Raw genomic sequence first — 19775 nt, 5'->3', positions numbered from 1 at the left:
TTAACATGTTAACTATCAATAATATAATTAATGTTTTAGAAACATATTTTCCTTTAAAAGATGTTTGTGAATGAGATTTTTCAGGAATACAAATTAAATCAAAAACAAAAACCAATATTAATAAAATTTTAGTTTGTTTAGATGTTACTAATGAAGTTTTAACTGAGGCCATTAATAATAATATTGATTTAATAATTTCTCATCATCCATTAGTTTTTGCTAAAGATATTAATCAATCTAATATTTCAAATTGAAAAAAAGAATTATATAGTAAAATACTAATAGCAGATATTAATGTATATTCATTACATACTAATTTTGATATATCATTAGTAGGTATGAATATGTTGATGGCTAAAGAATTAAAAATTAAAAATATTCATTTTATTAATGAAGAAAAGTTGGCAATAGTTGGTAAATTTGATAGACAAATGCCATTAAAAGAATTGATTAATAACTTAAAAAAATATTTTAATGTTGCAAATATACAATTGGTTAATAATAAATTGAGTGATAACAATATAGTGACTGTTGCTTTATCTGCTGGTGCTGGTGGTGATATTATTAGTAATTTATCTAACAATATTGATTTATTAATTACTGGAGAAATGAAATGAAACTATATTATGGAAGCTAAAGATAGAAAAATTAATGTTATTTTGGTTGGTCATTATATGGAACAAAAATTTGTTGATTTTCTTTTTCAATTACTTATTGAAAAATTATCAACAAAAGTTAAAGTTTTTAAATATAATTTAGAAAATCCTATTACTTTTTTTTAAACTTATAAAATTTAAAAAGGAAAAAACTATTTTTTAAATAAAAATAAGTTTTAGGGGGTTGATAAATATGATTGGAATGGCAACCCTTTTTAGGACTATTTTTTGGTAGACATTTGTTTTTGATAATTAACTGGAGTTAAGTAGTTTAAAGTGCCGTGAATTCTTATTTTGTTATATCAATTGATGTAATCAAATAATTCTAATTTTAATTGGATTAATGATGTAAAATTTTTATCATTAATAAATTCGGTTTTGAAAGTTTTAAAGGTTGCTTCAGCAACAGCGTTATCATAAGGACAACCTTTTTTGCTTAAAGAGCGATTAATATTGAATGCTAGTAAAAGTTTATCAATAATTTTATTATTAAAGGCTTTTCTCCCTTTATGTACTATTTTAATTTTATCACATAAATGCTGAGAAAAGCCTATCTACGGACTTCTCCCCACATTTTTAAATCAAACATAGAATTACAGTTTCAAAACTAGGTATCTTGTTGAATTTATATGCAGCTTCTTTAGCATATAAATGAACATGATGTTTTGCAACTTTGATATGTGTTTTAAATGTTCTTCTTATATGTTTTCAAACTGATTCAATTTGGTTGGTATTTACACCAATTTTTGAAACATAGCCATCTTGATGGTTAACTGTTTCATGCTTAGTGAAAACTGATTTAAAATCGCAATATCCTTTTCAAGAATCAGTATATACAAGACATTTTGAAGAAATGTGGTTTTTTGCAAACTGCAAAAGATTTTTACTCTTTGCGTTTTTCAAGACTTTCACAATTAAATTATTGGTTGTTTTTTGATAAATGACAACAATCAAGGTTTTATTCACCAAGGATCTTCCTTGTTTTTTAAAACCCATATGTGAAAGATACATTTCATCAATTTGCACTGTACCTTCAACAATAAATTGAGGTTTTTGTTTTGCAATACGTGTTCTGATTTTATGAGTCATTCTTCAAGCAGTTTTCAAAGTCACTCCCAATTCTTTTGCAATATCTGTTGATGGAATTCCATGTTTGGTGTTTATTCATCTAAAGATAAGATAAAACCAAGATGTTAAAGATGTTTGTGACCTTGAAAATATGGTGCCTGTGAGAATGCTAAATGTTTGATTACATTTTAAACATCTCATTCTTTTTAAATCAGAAGTATTCAAATTAAAATTAAAACACCTAATACATTTGTTTTCTTTCAAATTTGCTATATATGCAAGACATTGCTGTTCAGTTTGAAAAGCATTTTTTAATTCATTCAGTTTCATTATTCCCTCCACAAGTACATGTGGGGAGAAGTCCGTTATTAAATTCATTACCGCGATCACTATGAAATATTTGAATATCTTTTAAACAGCGATTTGAGTGCATAAATGCTTGATATACTAATGATGCATCTTTTTTAGTACCTACACTATGTCCAATTATTTCGCTGTTAAATAGGTCAATTAATAAACAAATATAGTTTCACTTACCATTTACTTGAACATAAGTTAAATCACTAACAATAACTTAATTTTTAACTCTATTATTAAAGTTTCTATTAACAAGATTGGTTATTTGACTATCATTGACTTTATTATGATAATTTTTGAATGATAATTTAGTGTATTTTGATATTAAATTATGTTTATTCATAATTTCTTTAATTTTTCGTCTTGATAAATAAATTTCTTGGTTTTCTAGAATGACTTTTAATCTTCTAGTACCATAAACTTCTTTATTTTTTTTAAAAGCACTAATAACAGCTTGTTCATAAATATTATTTTGAATTTTATTTTTTTTCTTTAAATTAAAATAATATGTTGATTTAGAGAGTTTTAAAAAATGACACATTGTGCGAATTTTATATTTAGATTTATTATTTGCAATAATCTCTACTTTCTGCCTATTATTAGTGCTGCTTGCTTTAAAATATCATTTTCCATTCTTAATTGTTTTAATTCTTTTCTTAATTTAATTAATTCATTTTCTTCAACAGAACGATTATCTTTAGTTTTAAAACTACCTGAATTAGTAAATTGCTTAATTCAATTGTAAGTAGCTGCTCTTGTAACATTATATTCTTTAGCAAGGCAAGATACTGATTTGCCACTTTGATATAAAGCTAATATTTGTTTTTTAAATTCATCGGTATATGAGTTAATATTGGCCATAATTATAGTTCCTTTCTTTGTTCACTTGTCTATGTAATTAGTGTCCAATAAAGTGTAACCCATCCAGATTTTAGAAGATTTAGAACCAATGACTGATCAAGAGTGTCAGGCAGTTAGTGGTTGTTTTGCTCAATTTTTAATGGGTGCCGTGTTAGCGGGGATAGCAATTCCTGTTATTAAAAATTTATGAAATAGTGTTTCAGGAAGTATTAAGTTACCAGGTGGTATTGAAAGTAAATGAGACAGTTCTAAAGATGATAGTAAAGATTTAGCAAAAATTAAAGATGAATTTAATAAATTTCAAGAAAAATTAACACATTTAATACCGCCTTTTTATGAATTTTAAAGAACTTAATAATACAAAAAAACCAAGAGAAAAAGCCATTAAATATGGCTTTGACGCTCTTAGTGATAATGAATTATTAGCAATTATTTTGCGAACAGGAACTAAAGAAAAAAATGTATTATTTTTAGCGCAAGAAATAATTACTAATTTTAATGGTCTTGAAAATTTAAATAAAGTAACTATTAAATCTTTAATGAGTATTAAAGGTATTGGTGTTAGTAAGGCTTTAGAAATTTTAAGTTGTTTAGAAATAGTAAAAAGAATAAGAACTATTGAAAGTCAAAAAAAATATTTTAAAATTATTATTCCCGAAGATGTTTTTAATTTAGTTAATGCATATTATCAAAATTTAACGCAAGAACATTTTTATTTATTATTATTAAATAATCAAAATAAATTAAGGCTTTTCTCCCTTTATGTACTATTTTAATTTTATCACATAAATGCTGAGAAAAGCCTATCTACGGACTTCTCCCCACATTTTTAAATCAAACATAGAATTACAGTTTAAAAACTAGGTATCTTGTTGAATTTATATGCAGCTTCTTTAGCATATAAATGAACATGATGTTTTGCAACTTTGATATGTGTTTTAAATGTTCTTCTTATATGTTTTCAAACTGATTCAATTTGGTTGGTATTTACACCAATTTTTGAAACATAGCAATCTTGATGGTTAACTGTTTCATGCTTAGTGAAAAATGATTTAAAATCGCAATATCCTTTTCAAGAATCAGTATATACAAGACATTTTGAAGAAATGTGGTTTTTTGCAAACTGCAAAAGATTTTTACTCTTTGCGTTTTTCAATACTTTCACAATTAAATTATTGGTTGTTTTTTGATAAATGCCAACAATCAAGGTTTTATTCACCAAGGATCTTCCTTGTTTTTTAAAACCCATATGTGAAAGATACATTTCATCAATTTGCACTGTACCTTCAACAATAAATTGAGGTTTTTGTTTTGCAATACGTGTTCTGATTTTATGAGTCATTCTTCAAGCAGTTTTCAAAGTCACTCCCAATTCTTTTGCAATATCTGTTGATGGAATTCCATGTTTGGTGTTTATTCATCTAAAGATAAGATAAAACCAAGATGTTAAAGATGTTTGTGACCTTGAAAATATTGTGCCTGTGAGAATGCTAAATGTTTGATTACATTTTAAACATCTCATTCTTTTTAAATCAGAAGTATTCAAATTAAAACTAAAACACCTAATACATTTGTTTTCTTTCAAATTTGCTATATATGCAAGACATTGCTGTTCAGTTTGAAAAGCATTTTTGAATTCATTCAGTTTCATTATTCCCTCCACAAGTACATGTGGGGAGAAGTCCGTAAATTAATTCATCAAAATTTATTATATAAGGGTACTAATGATACTATGAAAATTGATGTTAAAGATATGTTGCATCTGGCACTTATTCATAAATCAAGTAAAGTAATTTGTATTCATAATCATCCTAGTGGTAATAGTGAACCCTCACTATCTGATTTATATATCACCGAAGAAATTAAAAAAAATTTTCAGGTTTTTAATATTACCTTAGTTGATCATATTATTATTGGCAAAGGTAATTATTTTAGTATAAATTTAAATAAAAAATATTATAAGCTTAAATAAAAACTTAAAAAAATACATTACTTAAATTTAAAAATATAGTAAAATTATTATGGTTTAGTGTGTAAATAATATTTAACTTACCAAGAATAGACTAGTTATTAAACATAGTTTGTTATTAGATATTGATAAGAAAGGAGAAAATTATGTCAACAATTAAACCTAGCAATGAATCATTTACTGCCCAACCGTCACTATTTGGAAAAATTATGGTTTATTTATCTTTTGTTTTAATATTTCCAATAATTTTATTTATTGTTTCTCGTAATAATTTTCTAAGATTACAACAATCAATTGAAGAAACTGCTTCTGATATTGATGTACAATTAAAGCGTCGTTTTGATTTATTAACAAAATTAGTAGATGCTACTAAAGGTTATATGAAATTTGAAAAAAGTACATTAACAGATGTTGTATCTTTACGAAGTGGAAAAATGGAAACAATGAGTGATCTTTCAAAAGCAGATAGTGGACTTAATGCAGCTTTTGGAAAATTTAATGCTTTATTAGAAAATTATCCTGATTTAAAAGCAAATACTACTGTTTTACAATTACAATCAGGTGCCAAAGATTGTGAAGATAATATTGCTGCTGCTAGAAGATTTTATAATGCTAATGTTAAAGTGTTCAATAGTAAAATTAAAACCTTTCCAAGTAATGTTGTAGCATCAACATTAAATTTAGTTTCAAAAGATTACTTTCTTGCATCAGATAGCGATCGTCAAGATATTAAAATTGACTTATAAAATTAAATTTATTTTTGAAAATATATTTAAATTAGTTTTTTATCCCTTTCTTTAGACAAATAAATTGTTTTGAATAAACATTTATGATTTGTTTGAAGAAAGGGTATTTTATTTAAAATTAAAATTTATATTAATTAGATTTAATTATTTTATTCTTTATTTCATTTTTTATTTAAGAAAAATTATATTTTGGTATAATCTAACTCATTAAGTAAGTTCTTAATAAATATTAAAGAAAGTAGTAAAGTAATATGAATATTTTTTTTCAAATTTTTTCAAATTTTTCTTTTTTAATGTTTTTATTATGAATTTTTTTGTTTGCATATTTATTTTCGGACTTCTCCCCACATGTACTTGTGGAGGGAATAATGAAACTGAATGAATTCAAAAATGCTTTTCAAACTGAACAGCAATGTCTTGCATATATAGCAAATTTGAAAGAAAACAAATGTATTAGGTGTTTTAGTTTTAATTTGAATACTTCTGATTTAAAAAGAATGAGATGTTTAAAATGTAATCAAACATTTAGCATTCTCACAGGCACCATATTTTCAAGGTCACAAACATCTTTAACATCTTGGTTTTATCTTATCTTTAGATGAATAAACACCAAACATGGAATTCCATCAACAGATATTGCAAAAGAATTGGGAGTGACTTTGAAAACTGCTTGAAGAATGACTCATAAAATCAGAACACGTATTGCAAAACAAAAACCTCAATTTATTGTTGAAGGTACAGTGCAAATTGATGAAATGTATCTTTCACATATGGGTTTTAAAAAACAAGGAAGATCCTTGGTGAATAAAACCTTGATTGTTGGCATTTATCAAAAAACAACCAATAATTTAACGGACTTCTCCCCACATGTACTTGTGGAGGGAATAATGAAACTGAATGAATTCAACAATGCTTTTCAAACTGAACAGCAATGTCTTGCATATATAGCAAATTTGAAAGAAAACAAATGTATTAGGTGTTTTAATTTTAATTTGAATACTTCTGATTTAAAAAGAATGAGATGTTTAAAATGTAATCAAACATTTAGCATTCTCACAGGCACCATATTTTCAAGGTCACAAACATCTTTAACATCTTGGTTTTATCTTATCTTTAGATGAATAAACACCAAACATGGAATTCCATCAACAGATATTGCAAAAGAATTGGGAGTGACTTTGAAAACTGCTTGAAGAATGACTCATAAAATCAGAACACGTATTGCAAAACAAAAACCTCAATTTATTGTTGAAGGTACAGTGCAAATTGATGAAATGTATCTTTCACATATGGGTTTTAAAAAACAAGGAAGATCCTTGGTGAATAAAACCTTGATTGTTGGCATTTATCAAAAAACAACCAATAATTTAATTGTGAAAGTATTGAAAAACGCAAAGAGTAAAAATCTTTTGCAGTTTGCAAAAAACCACATTTCTTCAAAATGTCTTGTATATACTGATTCTTGAAAAGGATATTGCGATTTTAAATCAGTTTTCACTAAGCATGAAACAGTTAACCATCAAGATGGCTATGTTTCAAAAATTGGTGTAAATACCAACCAAATTGAATCAGTTTGAAAACATATAAGAAGAACATTTAAAACACATATCAAAGTTGCAAAACATCATGTTCATTTATATGCTAAAGAAGCTGCATATAAATTCAACAAGATACCTAGTTTTGAAACTGTAATTCTATGTTTGATTTAAAAATGTGGGGAGAAGTCCGTAGATAGGCTTTTCTCAGCATTTATGTGATAAAATTAAAATAGTACATAAAGGGAGAAAAGCCTTTATTTTTTTAAAATTGTTAAAAATAAATTAGTTATTAATTATAAAATATTAAATTTTCAAAGAAAACATGTTTTTGGTAATATTAGTTATCAAAAGATTTTTTATTTATTGTTATTAATGTTTTTATTAACGCAAATTTTACCATACAATATTGTTTTTAATAATAGTTTACAAGTTACTCAAGTTTATTGTTTTCAAAATTTTATGATGTTAAATTATTTTATTTCTATTTTTACACTTTTAACTTTTTATTTTTTTATTTTTAGTTTCTTTTTAGGAATTAATAATAATATGGAAAGAAAATATACTTTACAATTTATTAGTTTTTTGCTTCTTTTTGTAAATTTATTTTTCAATTTAGTTGCTATTCCTAATCAAACATTGAATTTATTAAATGCTATTAATATTTTTTCTGTCATTCCTTTTATTTTTATATATATTTTAGTTTTTCGTTTATTTTTAAATCTTTTTACGGACTTCTCCCCACATGTACTTGTGGAGGTAATAATGAAACTGAATGAATTCAACAATGCTTTTCAAACTGAACAGCAATGTCTTGCATATATAGCAAATTTGAAAGAAAACAAATGTATTAGGTGTTTTAATTTTAATTTGAATACTTCTGATTTAAAAAGAATGAGATGTTTAAAATGTAATCAAACATTTAGCATTCTCACAGGCACCATATTTTCAAGGTCACAAACATCTTTAACATCTTGGTTTTATCTTATCTTTAGATGAATAAACACCAAACATGGAATTCCATCAACAGATATTGCAAAAGAATTGGGAGTGACTTTGAAAACTGCTTGAAGAATGACTCATAAAATCAGAACACGTATTGCAAAACAAAAACCTCAATTTATTGTTGAAGGTACAGTGCAAATTGATGAAATGTATCTTTCACATATCGGTTTTAAAAAACAAGGAAGATCCTTGGTGAATAAAACCTTGATTGTTGGCATTTATCAAAAAACAACCAATAATTTAATTGTGAAAGTATTGAAAAACGCAAAGAGTAAAAATCTTTTGCAGTTTGCAAAAAACCACATTTCTTCAAAATGTCTTGTATATACTGATTCTTGAAAAGGATATTGCGATTTTAAATCAGTTTTCACTAAGCATGAAACAGTTAACCATCAAGATGGCTATGTTTCAAAAATTGGTGTAAATACCAACCAAATTTAATCAGTTTGAAAACATATAAGAAGAACATTTAAAACACATATCAAAGTTGCAAAACATCATGTTCATTTATATGCTAAAGAAGCTGCATATAAATTCAACAAGATACCTAGTTTTGAAACTGTAATGCTATGTTTGATTTAAAAATGTGGGGAGAAGTCCGTAGATAGGCTTTTCTCAGCATTTATGTGATAAAATTAAAATAGTACATAAAGGGAGAAAAGCCTCTTTTTAAATGTTTTTTTACTTTTAGTATTACGCAAATAATTAAGTTAACTTTATTTATTTTTAATTATCAAGGTATTAAAGCTATCTTCATTAATAATGAAAATAAAATTAATATTTTAGTTTTTTTAAAACAATTATGAAGTATATTTTTATTACTTGCCGAAAATGAAGAAAACTATACTTTGTTGTTAAATACTACTACTAATAGTAGTAATTCAAAATTATTAGTTTATGATATTTCTATAATCAATAATAAAGTTATTAAAAGAAACATAAGTTTTATTAGTAAAAATAAAAAGGTTTTTTTAAAAGATAAAATTTTAAAAGACTATATAGTTGTTAATGGTTGAAAAATGAGTTTAATTCAATAAATTTAAAACATAATACATATAATAAAAATTAATTTCATTTTACAATTAGTAAAAAAAATATAGTGATGAAAATAAGTACGTTCTTATTAAAATATTTAGTAAGTAAACAATTGATTTGTATTTTTACAAAAACGTAAAATACCATTTTAAAATACTAAAAATATTATTTGTTAAAAAATAAATATTTTTAGAATAGTCTTAATTTTAAAAATCACAAAATGCCATTATATCCTTACAAATAATTATCAATAATTATATTTTAAAAGTGCATTAAATAAAAAAATAATTAAATATTTTATTCAAAAGCAAAGGAGAAAATAAATATGTTTGTATGAAATTTTTTAGAAATTGTTGCTAAGTATACAAAAGATGATGCTACTACTACTGGTGGTACTCCAATGTTAAGTATGTTAATAGTATTTATTTTGGTAGTTGGTGCTTTAAGTTTATTAATATTAATTATATATAAAGTCATAAAAAAAATTAGATCAAAGTCAAAAAAATAATAAAAAAGAATTTTAAATTCAAAAAAGAAATGATTTTTTAAATATGTTAAAAAATTTTAAAAATGTCGTTAAAGAAAAAGTTTTTCATATTTTTAATACTGATTATGTTGTTAATAATAATCATGAGTATTCTGAATATGCTATTGGAATTGGAAATTTAACAAAAAGCTTTAAAAAATTTGTTGCAGTAGATAATGCCACAATTAGTGTTCCAAAAGGAACTATTCATGGTTTTATTGGACCAAATGGTTCGGGTAAAACAACTACTATCAAGTGTTTAGTGAGTGCAATGTTAGTAAATAAAGGTGATTTACTTATTTATGGAAAAAATGCTTGAAGTGTTGCTGCCAAGAAACATATTGGTTACATTACTGAAGCAGCAAAATTTCCACGAAGAGTTAGTGCTTATGAATATTTAGTTTCAATGGGTGAAATTAGTGGTTTAACTCATAAATAAGCAAAAGTTAAAACTGAAGAAGTTTTAAAAAACTTGGATTTATGAAAATTTAAAAAACGTAGTCCTAATGAATATTATTCAGGCATGAAAAAAAGGTGTTATTAGCACAATCATTATTAAATAATCCAGATGTTTTAATTTTAGATGAACCAGCTGCTAATTTAGATCCAACAGCTAGAACCGAATTATTTAATGATTTAAGAAAATTACGTAAACAAGGTAAAACCATATTTATTTCATCACATATCTTGTCAGAATTACAAAATTTAGCTGATGAAATAACAATATTGAATTATAGTAAAGTAGTTTATCGTGGTCAAATTAATCATAGTGAAACTAAATATGAAATTAGTTGCAATGATAATGATAAATTACAAATTGCTTTAGAAGAAGATCAATTTTCTCTAGAAAAAACAGGTAAAACGGAAATGTTTAGTAATCTGTGTAACTTACAAAAATAACTATGTTTAATTAATTCTAGTAAATATAATTAAATGACTAGAAAGAGTGAGTTACAGATGGCTAAAAAAGATAACTTTAATAATAATGATCCAATATCAAAAGCAGTAGATTTATTACTAGAAAATACTGAAGATTTAACAACAGTTTTTAAACCTGGCGGTTTATATAAAGAATTAACAAAAAGATTAGTTGAAAAAATGTTGAATTCTGAAATGCAAAATTATTTAGGATATGAAAAAAATCAACATAGTACTACTGAAAATGCTCGTAATGGTACAAGTTCAAAAAAATTAATAACTCAACAAGGTAAAATTGAAATTGATGTACCAAGAGATCGCAATAGTAATTTTACTCCTGTAATAGTTCCTAAAAGGCAAAGAAGATTTGATGGTTTTGATCAACAAGTTCTTTCCTTGTATGCAAAAGGAATGACATTATCTGACATTAGAATGCAGTTGCAAGAGTTATATCATGGTGCTGATATTAGTGAAAGTGTTATTAGTCAAATTACTGATGATGTTATTGATGATGTTAAAGCATGACAAAATCGACCATTAGAAAGTATTTATCCTATTGTTTATTTTGATTGTATAGTAGTTAAAGTACGACAAGATAAACGGATTATTAACAAATCAGTTTATATAGCATTAGGAGTTTATTTAGAAGGCAAAAAAGATGTTTTAGGATTATGAATTAGTGAAAATGAAGGTTCTAAGTTTTGATTATCTAATTTCACAGAAATGAAAAATCGTGGCTTAAATGATATTCTTATTGCTTGTAGTGATAATTTAACAGGCATGTCAGAAGCAATACAATCAGTTTATCCTAAAACAGAACATCAATTATGCATTGTTCATCAAATTAGAAATAGTTTAAAATATGTTTCATACAAACATCGAAAAGGTCTAGTTGCAGATTTAAAACCAATTTATAGTGCATGTAGTGAAGAACAAGCAATGCAAGCTTTAGAATCGTTTGAAAGTAAATGAAATAAACAATATCATCAAATTACTAAATCTTGATATAAAAATTGAGATAATTTAATGGTTTTTATTAGTTATCCAGTAGAAATGGAAATGTTTAGTAATCTGTGTAACTTACAAAAATAACTATGTTTAATTAATTCTAGTAAATATAATTAAATGACTATGGAATGGCAACCTTTTTTAGGACTATTTTTTGGTAGACATTTGTTTTTGATAATTAACTGGAGTTAAGTAGTTTAAAGTGCTGTGAATTCTTATGTTGTTATATCAATTGATGTAATCAAATAATTCTAATTTTAATTGGATTAATGATGTAAAATTTTTATCATTAATAAATTCGGTTTTGAAAGTTTTAAAGGTTGCTTCAGCAACAGCGTTATCATAAGGACAACCTTTTTTGCTTAAAGAGCGATTAATATTGAATGCTAGTAAAAGTTTATCAATAATTTTATTATTAAATTCATTACCGCGATCACTATGAAATATTTGAATATCTTTTAAACAGCGATTTGAGTGCATAAATGCTTGATATACTAATGATGCATCTTTTTTAGTACCTACACTATGTCCAATTATTTCGCGGTTAAATAGGTCAATTAATAAACAAATATAGTTTCACTTACCATTTACTTGAACATAAGTTAAATCACTAACAATAACTTCATTTTTAACTCTATTATTAAAGTTTCTATCAACAAGATTGTTTATTGGACTATCGTTAACTTTGTTATTATGATTTTTGTATGATAATTTAGTGTATTTTGATATTAAATTATGTTTATTCATAATTTCTTTAATTTTTCGTCTTGATAAATAAATTTCTTGGTTTTCTAGAATGACTTTTAATCTTCTAGTACCATAAACTTCTTTATTTTCTTTAAAAGCACTAATAACAGCTTCATCATAAATATTATTTTTGATTTTATTTTCTTTTTTCTTTAAATTAAAATAATATGTTGATTTAGAGATTTTTAAAAAATGACACATTGTGCGAATTTTATATTTAACTTTATTTTTGACAATAATTTCTATTTTCTGCCTATTATTAGTGCTGCTTGCTTTAAAATATCATTTTCCATTCTTAATTGTTTTAATTCTTTTCTTAATTTAATTAATTCATTTTCTTCAACAGAACGATTATCTTTAGTTTTAAAACTACCTGAATTAGTAAATTGCTTAATTCAATTGTAAGTAGCTGCTCTTGTAACATTATATTCTTTAGCAAGGCAAGATACTGATTTGCCACTTTGATATAAAGCTACTATTTGTTTTTTAAATTCATCGGTATATGAGTTAATATTGGCCATAATTATAGTTCCTTTCTTTGTTCACTTGTCTATGTAATTAGTGTCCAATAAAGTGTAACCCATCCAGTCTTACATTTGTAGGATGTTGCATATTGTCCATAGAATTTGCTTTATCTACATCAAACTGATTTTCAACTGGAATTATATTATTTTCAACATTTATTATTGTTTTATCATTCATTAGTTCATTTATAGTTTTAAGTTTTCTACCATCCAGTTCTTGTTTTAATATATTAAATTGTGTTTCTAACTTAGTTTCTAATTTATCACTTGTTAAATCCTTAGATACTGATTTAACTTCTTTTTTTTCTTTTTCTTTTTTATCTTTATTATTTTTAAATATTTTATTATAAATTCATGATTCAACTTTTTTTGATGCAGTTGAAAAAACTGATGTAATTGCTTTAAAACCTCCACTAATAAAAACTGAAGCAATAGCAATATCAATCTTAATTGTTGCCACTACTGCAGCAGCCAAATAAGGAGCTAAAATCACAGGAAGCAAATTTGGAAGAACAGCAATAACAATAGTAATGACTAAAATAATAACCCAAACTTTTCACTCCGTTTTAGATGGCTTTGATTTTAATTCCATTTGTTCTTTTAATAATTCTTTAACTGGCATTGTACTAATATTATTTGCATTTTCTTTATCAATTAAACAAGTGCTTTTTTTATATTCTTCAATACTCTGGTACTTTTTAGTCTGTTTTCAAACTTCAACCTCATTTTTTTCATTATTATCAAAATATATTATTTCTTCAAAAATTGATTCATCATTATAAACTAAAGTTGTTATATAAAATATCTTATCTTCAATTGGAAAAATTTCTTCATAAATTTTTTGAACATTTTGACTTTTAATATTTCATTCTTTTTTTATTTCTTTTTTTAACTTAGAAATATTAGAAAATATTTCTAGTTTTTGCTCTTCAGTTAAATTTTCTTCATCAATTTTTCTTTGTAGTTCTATTATTCTATTAATATTTTCTTTTAATGATAACGGCATCCAATCATCACTATAACTATCTAGTTCACTATTTAAATTGCTTATAGTATTTTCTAATTCTTCAATTTTAGAATTTTTTTTCAATATTATTATTCAATTCTTTTTTTATATTTCTTTGTTCTTCAATTTCTAATTCTTTATCTGATATTGTTTCTTTAAGCGCAAAATATTCTCTAAATTCACTATCGGTTGTATTTTGTTTCTTAGTTTTATTTATTTCCATTTTTCTTTCTTTACGTTTTAAATCATCAAGTAAAGGTTTAAGTTGAATAATTTCTAATTCAAAAATATTTTCTCTAATAATAGTTAATTTTTTATTTAAATCATCATTTGTTCTTTTGACATCTTCTAATTGTTTTGTAAAATTAAAAATTTCTTCTCTAAGTTTACTTATCTTTTGATCTTCTATAATTGTAAGACAATTATATTTATATTTATTTAAAACATTACTATCATTATTTGCTTCATTTAAACTATTTTCACTTCTAGAATATTTTATTGCTAAACCTCCATGTCTTTTTTTTATAGAACCATCGGTTTGAGCAAAAATATTTTCTGGATTATTTTCCATTATTCGCTGAAATGTTGTTGATTTTCTTTTATCATTATCACGCATTTTATACACCTTCTTAGTAAAATAAAACCCATTTACTTACAAACAAAGCAATGGGTTAAAAACTATATTTAGTTTTACACTTATCTTTTACCAAATTTTAGAAATTTTTACAATATTTTTTATTTTCATATTATATAAATAATTTAAATATTATTAAATTTTGAGGTATATAATAATTATTTAAAATAAAAGAGCGGACTTCTCCCCACATGTACTTGTGGAGGGAATAATGAAACTGAATGAATTCAAAAATGCTTTTCAAACTGAACAGCAATGTCTTGCATATATAGCAAATTTGAAAGAAAACAAATGTATTAGGTGTTTTAGTTTTAATTTGAATACTTCTGATTTAAAAAGAATGAGATGTTTAAAATGTAATCAAACATTTAGCATTCTCACAGGCACCATATTTTCAAGGTCACAAACATCTTTAACATCTTGGTTTTATCTTATCTTTAGATGAATAAACACCAAACATGGAATTCCATCAACAGATATTGCAAAAGAATTGGGAGTGACTTTGAAAACTGCTTGAAGAATGACTCATAAAATCAGAACACGTATTGCAAAACAAAAACCTCAATTTATTGTTGAAGGTACAGTGCAAATTGATGAAATGTATCTTTCACATATGGGTTTTAAAAAACAAGGAAGATCCTTGGTGAATAAAACCTTGATTGTTGGCATTTATCAAAAAACAACCAATAATTTAATTGTGAAAGTATTGAAAAACGCAAAGAGTAAAAATCTTTTGCAGTTTGCAAAAAACCACATTTCTTCAAAATGTCTTGTATATACTGATTCTTGAAAAGGATATTGCGATTTTAAATCAGTTTTCACTAAGCATGAAACAGTTAACGATCAAGATGGCTATGTTTCAAAAATTGGTGTAAATACCAACCAAATTGAATCAGTTTGAAAACATATAAGAAGAACATTTAAAACACATATCAAAGTTGCAAAACATCATGTTCATTTATATGCTAAAGAAGCTGCATATAAATTCAACAAGATACCTAGTTTTGAAACTGTAATTCTATGTTTGATTTAAAAATGTGGGGAGAAGTCCGTATATAGGCTTTTCTCAGCATTTATGTGATAAAATTAAAATAGTACATAAAGGGAGAAAAGCCTAAAAGAGTTACCAATAATGGTAACTCCTATTCACTGTTAGGTGCCAACCGCAATGAATATTTACTTACCCTTAACTAAGTAAGTATTTTTATTATACTACTAAAATAAAGTTTTTTTAGTTTTATTTACTAAAAAAAAATAAAACCTTTTTAATTTTATATATTTTTGATAATAATTTGATTTAAAAAAAGAAATCAACAAATAAATATTGAATAGTTGCAGAAATAGAGTCTATATTATTCACTTCTGTTTTAATGTCTTCAAATAAATTTTTTTGTGATTTCTGTTTTTGTGAAGAGAAATAACAATTTAGTTTATTTTTAGATTTTTTTGGACAATCTTCTATATTTTCTTCAAATAAATTTGTTTGTGATTTCTGTTTTTGTGAAGAGAGATAACAATTTAGTTTCTTTTTAGATTTTTTTGGACAATCTTCTATATTTTCTTCAAACAAATTTATTTCTTTGAAAAGATCAAAGTTTTTTTTCAATTTTTCAGTTTTAACTTTATCTTGACATTTATCAAGTAATTTTTTAAACTTTAAAGGATTTGAAACTACATTTGAAAAACTTTCAACGATTGCATAGTTATTTATTACATTTTCATAAATTCTTGGAGTAGAATTTTGTTCATTAATTAAAGTTTTGTAATCATTATCATTAAAATCACAATTTTTTTTTGCTTTTTTAATAAAATCATCAGTTAAAAGTATTAATAAACCATTTTTTCCCCTTCGATGAAGACTACCATATATTGATAATGAAGATGCAATTTCTCAATCAATATGTTTTCTACATTTTGTATGTTTTCCTAAAATAACTACAGTAATATCTGAATCTTTTAAATACTCTTCTCTAATAGTTTTAAATATCTTTTTAGGAGGCAATTGCGGATCAATATCACCTAGTTTTACAGATACGTCTTTCACTTCAAAATATTCTCCATAACACTGCAAAATTAATTCTGATAATTCATCCTTTGCTTTTTGTTCTCTTAAATGATGATATGAAATAAAAATTTTTAACATTATTCATTAACCTCTTTTTTAAAATTTTAAAAATATTTTTTATAAACTTTAATAAGTTTATACTTTATTATAAAATCATACTCACTAAAAGTAATATTTTTAACTTTTAAGTTTTATAAAATCTTATTATTAAAATAAAGTAAATATTATACAAATTTCAAGTAATTACTAGTATAATGATTTAAGAATAAAAAAGAATAATTAGTACAAATAAAACTTGTTATTTTAAAGGAGAATAATATACATGAATAAAAACTATAAAGATACATTATTAATGCCTCAAACTAACTTTGAAATGCGTGCTAATTTAACTATAAAAGAACCACAACTACAAAAATATTGACAAGACCAAAAAATATATCAACAACTAATTAACAAAAATAAAAAATCTACGAAAACTTTTATCCTTCATGATGGACCTCCATATGCTAACGGTGATCTACATTTAGGACATGCATTAAATAAAATTTTAAAAGATATTATTGTTCGCTATTATAATAGTAGCAATTATTATGCACCCTATATTGCAGGTTGAGATACGCATGGTTTACCTATTGAAACAGCAGTTACTAACTCAGGAATTAATCGTAAAACAATAGCAGTATCAGATTTTAGAAAACAATGTCAAAAATATGCAGAACTGCAAGTAGCAAATCAAATTAATCAATTTAAAACATTAGGATTACTAACAGATTTTGAAGATCATTATGTTACTTATGATAAAAAATATGAATCTGAACAAATTAAAGTTTTTGCTAAAATGGTAGAAAAAAAACTAGTATATCGTAATTTATATCCTGTATATTGATCACCATCAAGTGAAAGTGCCTTAGCTGAAGCTGAAGTTGAATATTTAACAAAAACTAGTGCTGCTATTTATGTTGCCTTTTTACTAAATGATGAAAAAAAAATATTTAACTTACCTACCTCACTAGTAATTTGAACAACAACACCATGAACCATTCCTAGCAATCAAATGTTAGCAGTAAATGAAGAATTTACATATAGTATTATTAAGACTAATGAACAACAATATATTATTGCACAACCATTGATTGATTCTTTTACTAAAGCAAACAACATCACCGATTTTACAATTGTTAAAACAATTTCTGGTAAAGATTTAATTGGATTAACAGCATTACATCCATTATATCAAAGAAAAACCCCAATCGTTCATGGTTCTCATGTTACTATAAATGATGGAACTGGAATTGTTCATACTGCTCCAGCGTTTGGTGAAGAAGATTTTGATTTAGGATTAAAACATAATATCAAAATTCTTTGTCCAATTAATGATCAAGGTCAATTTACAGCAGAAATCAATGATGAACAATTAGTCAATAAGTTTTATGATGATACTAATAAAATTATTGTTGAGCGCTTAAAAAATAATGGTACATTAATTGGTATGAAATGATTTAAACATCAATATCCACATGATTGACGAACTAAAAAACCCGTTATTTATCGTGCTACTTTACAATGATTTATCGCTATTGAAAAAATCAAACCATTACTTACTAAAAATATTAATAAAGTAAATTTTGTTCCTGAATGAGCAAAAAAAAGAATGTTATTAATGACAAATAATCGCTATGATTGATGCATTTCTCGTCAACGTGCTTGAGGATTACCAATTCCAATTTTTTACACTGAAAAAAAAGAACCAATCATGGATATAAACCTTATTAATCATGTGGCTGATTTATTTGCTAAACATGGTTCAAATATTTGATTTGAAAAAGAAGCAAAAGATTTATTACCACCTAAATATCAACATAAAGATAGCCCAAATGGTATTTTTTATAAAGAACAAGATATCATGGATGTTTGATATGATAGTGGTGTTTCCCACTTAGCAGTTATTAAAAATAATAATTTACCTTGACCAGCAGATTTATATTTGGAGGGTAATGATCAATTTCGTGGTTGATTTAATTCAAGTTTAACAACAGGAACTATTACTAATAATAGTAGTCCATATAAAAACTTGTTAGCACATGGTTTTGTAACTGATGCTAAAGGCAATAAAATGTCAAAATCAATTGGTAATGTTATTAGTGTTAAATCAATTTGTGATACTAATAGTGCTGATATTTTACGATTATGAGTAGCCAGTGTTGATTTTACTGATGATACAAGAATTGGTACTGAAATTTTAAAACAAGTTACTGAAAACTATCGTAAAATCAGAAATATTTTTCGTTTCTTACTAGGTAATTTATTTGATTTAAATATCAAAACTATTGAAAATAAAACAGAAGAAGAAATTATTAATATTTTATCAGAAGTTGATCAATATATTTTAAATAAATTAAACGGATTAGTGATTAAAATTAATGAAAATTATCAAACTTACCAATTTAATACTATCTATCATTTAATTTTAAATTTTGTTACTAATGATTTGTCTGCTTTTTATTGTGATTTTACTAAAGATATTTTATATGTTAATAGCAAAAAAGACATTAGAAGAAAACAAGTACAAATAACAATGTTTTTAATAGTAAAAACTTTAATTGGTTTATTAGCCCCTATTTTACCACACACTACTGAAGAAGCATTCCAAAGTTTAACTAAAAAAGATTTAAACACAAGCAGTGATTCTATTCATTTAAAAAAATTTCCACAACCATGAAATTTAAACAAACCAACAAAACTAATGGAAAAATGAGAATATTTTATTAACTTTAAAAATGAAGTTAATAAAGTTATTGAACAAGCTAAAAAAGACAAAATTGTTAAAACAGCCCTAGAAACAATAGTAACTATTATTTTTAAAGATAATAATAATATCTTATCAACAATTGATGAAAAAGAATTAGCACAATTATTAATTGTTAGTGAAGTTAATATTAATTATGATAATAGCAACGTTAATGATTGAACTATTAATGTTAAAACAAAAGATGGTACTAAATGTCCTCGCTGTTGATTAATTGTTAATGAAACAAAAGAAGATGTTTGTAATCGTTGTTTTGAAGTGTTATCCTTAATAATGTAAATAACTAATATTAGTTTAGAAAGAAGTAAT

25 protein-coding genes and 1 pseudogene are annotated in these 19775 nt (G+C 24.7%); 15 read left to right on the top strand and 11 right to left on the bottom strand.

Going from position 1 to position 19775, the window contains the following annotated elements; translation table 4 throughout:
* Positions 1-5 precede the first annotated feature (5 nt).
* Positions 6-782 carry a Nif3-like dinuclear metal center hexameric protein gene (locus AACL02_RS04835; RefSeq protein ID WP_338976242.1) on the top strand — a complete coding sequence of 259 codons (777 nt, stop codon included), beginning with the start codon at positions 6-8 and terminating at the stop codon, positions 780-782.
* A 95-nt stretch (positions 783-877) separates the two neighbouring features.
* On the opposite strand, the gene AACL02_RS04830 is transcribed toward AACL02_RS04835, so the two are convergent.
* Positions 878-1096, bottom strand: coding sequence for a transposase (locus AACL02_RS04830; protein ID WP_422397843.1), 219 nt, complete (start codon positions 1094-1096; stop codon positions 878-880).
* 13 nt (positions 1097-1109) lie between these two features.
* On the opposite strand from AACL02_RS04830, the gene AACL02_RS12470 reads away from it, so the two are divergent.
* On the top strand, positions 1110-1247 hold the full coding sequence (locus tag AACL02_RS12470; protein WP_339042102.1) for a hypothetical protein: 138 nt from the start codon (positions 1110-1112) through the stop codon (positions 1245-1247).
* Here AACL02_RS12470 and AACL02_RS04825 read toward each other — a convergent pair.
* Positions 1233-2054 carry an IS1595 family transposase gene (locus tag AACL02_RS04825; protein ID WP_339043089.1) on the bottom strand — a complete coding sequence of 274 codons (822 nt, stop codon included), beginning with the start codon at positions 2052-2054 and terminating at the stop codon, positions 1233-1235. The genes AACL02_RS12470 and AACL02_RS04825 overlap by 15 nt on opposite strands.
* Here AACL02_RS04825 and AACL02_RS04820 point away from each other — a divergent pair.
* On the top strand, positions 2000-2251 hold the full coding sequence (locus AACL02_RS04820; protein ID WP_339043087.1) for a hypothetical protein: 252 nt from the start codon (positions 2000-2002) through the stop codon (positions 2249-2251). The two genes, AACL02_RS04825 and AACL02_RS04820, sit on opposite strands and share 55 nt — an antisense overlap.
* Before the next feature lie 47 nt (positions 2252-2298).
* Here the strand turns inward: AACL02_RS04820 and AACL02_RS04815 are convergent, their stop codons facing one another.
* Together AACL02_RS04815 and AACL02_RS04810 are read right to left on the bottom strand one after the other, a co-directional pair.
* Entirely contained in the window at positions 2299-2622 is a 324-nt protein-coding gene (locus tag AACL02_RS04815) for an IS3 family transposase (RefSeq protein WP_339043085.1), read from the bottom strand.
* Positions 2623-2663: 41 nt separating this feature from the next.
* On the bottom strand, positions 2664-2942 hold the full coding sequence (locus AACL02_RS04810; protein ID WP_339043083.1) for a transposase: 279 nt from the start codon (positions 2940-2942) through the stop codon (positions 2664-2666).
* An 88-nt stretch (positions 2943-3030) separates the two neighbouring features.
* Between AACL02_RS04810 and AACL02_RS04805 the strand changes: the two genes are divergently transcribed.
* Positions 3031-3288 (top strand): hypothetical protein, encoded by a 258-nt coding sequence (locus AACL02_RS04805; RefSeq protein WP_339043081.1) that lies wholly within the window; start codon positions 3031-3033, stop codon positions 3286-3288.
* A complete protein-coding gene (locus AACL02_RS04800; protein WP_339043079.1) occupies positions 3278-3718 on the top strand; it encodes a UPF0758 domain-containing protein in 441 nt (146 codons plus the stop codon). The genes AACL02_RS04805 and AACL02_RS04800 overlap by 11 nt, the downstream gene beginning before the upstream one ends.
* Before the next feature lie 77 nt (positions 3719-3795).
* Here the strand turns inward: AACL02_RS04800 and AACL02_RS04795 are convergent, their stop codons facing one another.
* A complete protein-coding gene (locus AACL02_RS04795) occupies positions 3796-4284 on the bottom strand; it encodes an IS1595 family transposase (protein ID WP_339043598.1) in 489 nt (162 codons plus the stop codon).
* A 327-nt stretch (positions 4285-4611) separates the two neighbouring features.
* On the opposite strand from AACL02_RS04795, the gene AACL02_RS04790 reads away from it, so the two are divergent.
* Entirely contained in the window at positions 4612-4914 is a 303-nt protein-coding gene (locus tag AACL02_RS04790) for a JAB domain-containing protein (protein WP_339043077.1), read from the top strand.
* A 143-nt stretch (positions 4915-5057) separates the two neighbouring features.
* Positions 5058-5657, top strand: a complete 600-nt coding sequence (locus tag AACL02_RS04785; RefSeq protein ID WP_252319773.1) for a LemA family protein — start codon at positions 5058-5060, stop codon at positions 5655-5657.
* A 219-nt stretch (positions 5658-5876) separates the two neighbouring features.
* Here AACL02_RS04785 and AACL02_RS04780 read toward each other — a convergent pair whose 3' ends face one another.
* Positions 5877-6080, bottom strand: a complete 204-nt coding sequence (locus AACL02_RS04780; protein WP_339043075.1) for a hypothetical protein — start codon at positions 6078-6080, stop codon at positions 5877-5879.
* Here AACL02_RS04780 and AACL02_RS04775 point away from each other — a divergent pair.
* Complete coding sequence (locus AACL02_RS04775; RefSeq protein ID WP_339043073.1) at positions 6026-7366, top strand: IS1595 family transposase; 1341 nt, start codon at positions 6026-6028, stop codon at positions 7364-7366. The two genes, AACL02_RS04780 and AACL02_RS04775, sit on opposite strands and share 55 nt — an antisense overlap.
* Before the next feature lie 332 nt (positions 7367-7698).
* Here the strand turns inward: AACL02_RS04775 and AACL02_RS04770 are convergent, their stop codons facing one another.
* On the bottom strand, positions 7699-7977 hold the full coding sequence (locus tag AACL02_RS04770; protein ID WP_339043071.1) for a hypothetical protein: 279 nt from the start codon (positions 7975-7977) through the stop codon (positions 7699-7701).
* On the opposite strand from AACL02_RS04770, the gene AACL02_RS04765 reads away from it, so the two are divergent.
* The 5 genes and pseudogenes from AACL02_RS04765 to AACL02_RS04745 form a co-directional block, all read left to right on the top strand.
* On the top strand, positions 7958-8638 hold the full coding sequence (locus AACL02_RS04765) for an IS1595 family transposase (RefSeq protein ID WP_339043069.1): 681 nt from the start codon (positions 7958-7960) through the stop codon (positions 8636-8638). The two genes, AACL02_RS04770 and AACL02_RS04765, sit on opposite strands and share 20 nt — an antisense overlap.
* Positions 8639-9557: 919 nt before the next feature.
* Complete coding sequence (locus AACL02_RS04760; protein WP_339043067.1) at positions 9558-9740, top strand: hypothetical protein; 183 nt, start codon at positions 9558-9560, stop codon at positions 9738-9740.
* Between the two features lie 43 nt (positions 9741-9783).
* Positions 9784-10197, top strand: a complete 414-nt coding sequence (locus AACL02_RS04755; RefSeq protein WP_339043065.1) for an ATP-binding cassette domain-containing protein — start codon at positions 9784-9786, stop codon at positions 10195-10197.
* Positions 10198-10292: 95 nt separating this feature from the next.
* A complete protein-coding gene (locus tag AACL02_RS04750) occupies positions 10293-10658 on the top strand; it encodes a hypothetical protein (protein WP_339043063.1) in 366 nt (121 codons plus the stop codon).
* A 57-nt stretch (positions 10659-10715) separates the two neighbouring features.
* A pseudogene (locus AACL02_RS04745) lies at positions 10716-11729 on the top strand (IS256 family transposase); the annotation flags it as partial.
* Positions 11730-11831: 102 nt separating this feature from the next.
* Here the strand turns inward: AACL02_RS04745 and AACL02_RS04740 are convergent.
* The 3 genes from AACL02_RS04740 to AACL02_RS04730 form a co-directional block, all read right to left on the bottom strand.
* A protein-coding gene (locus AACL02_RS04740) for an IS3 family transposase (protein WP_339040217.1) occupies positions 11832-12952 on the bottom strand; the annotation gives its coding sequence in 2 pieces (ribosomal slippage) (positions 11832-12709 and positions 12709-12952; 1122 coding nt in all).
* A 37-nt stretch (positions 12953-12989) separates the two neighbouring features.
* Positions 12990-14045 carry a hypothetical protein gene (locus AACL02_RS04735; protein WP_339043059.1) on the bottom strand — a complete coding sequence of 352 codons (1056 nt, stop codon included), beginning with the start codon at positions 14043-14045 and terminating at the stop codon, positions 12990-12992.
* On the bottom strand, positions 14029-14577 hold the full coding sequence (locus AACL02_RS04730; RefSeq protein WP_339043057.1) for a hypothetical protein: 549 nt from the start codon (positions 14575-14577) through the stop codon (positions 14029-14031). The genes AACL02_RS04735 and AACL02_RS04730 overlap by 17 nt, the downstream gene beginning before the upstream one ends.
* Positions 14578-14812: 235 nt before the next feature.
* Between AACL02_RS04730 and AACL02_RS04725 the strand changes: the two genes are divergently transcribed.
* Complete coding sequence (locus AACL02_RS04725) at positions 14813-15628, top strand: IS1595 family transposase (protein WP_339043596.1); 816 nt, start codon at positions 14813-14815, stop codon at positions 15626-15628.
* A 264-nt stretch (positions 15629-15892) separates the two neighbouring features.
* Here the strand turns inward: AACL02_RS04725 and AACL02_RS04720 are convergent, their stop codons facing one another.
* The gene (locus tag AACL02_RS04720) at positions 15893-16738 is read right to left on the bottom strand and encodes a TIR domain-containing protein (RefSeq protein ID WP_339043055.1); all 846 of its coding nucleotides are present in this window, start codon (positions 16736-16738) and stop codon (positions 15893-15895) included.
* Between the two features lie 244 nt (positions 16739-16982).
* Between AACL02_RS04720 and ileS the strand changes: the two genes are divergently transcribed.
* Entirely contained in the window at positions 16983-19745 is a 2763-nt protein-coding gene (ileS, locus tag AACL02_RS04715; protein ID WP_339043053.1) for an isoleucine--tRNA ligase, read from the top strand.
* Positions 19746-19775: the final 30 nt, after the last annotated feature.

The organism is Spiroplasma endosymbiont of Apeira syringaria (genome assembly GCF_964020205.1).
GTDB classification, from domain to species: domain Bacteria; phylum Bacillota_I; class Bacilli_A; order Mycoplasmatales; family VBWQ01; genus Spiroplasma_E; species Spiroplasma_E ixodetis_A.
The sequence above is the reverse complement of the archived record's forward strand: the minus strand, read 5'-3'. Positions and strand labels throughout refer to the sequence as shown.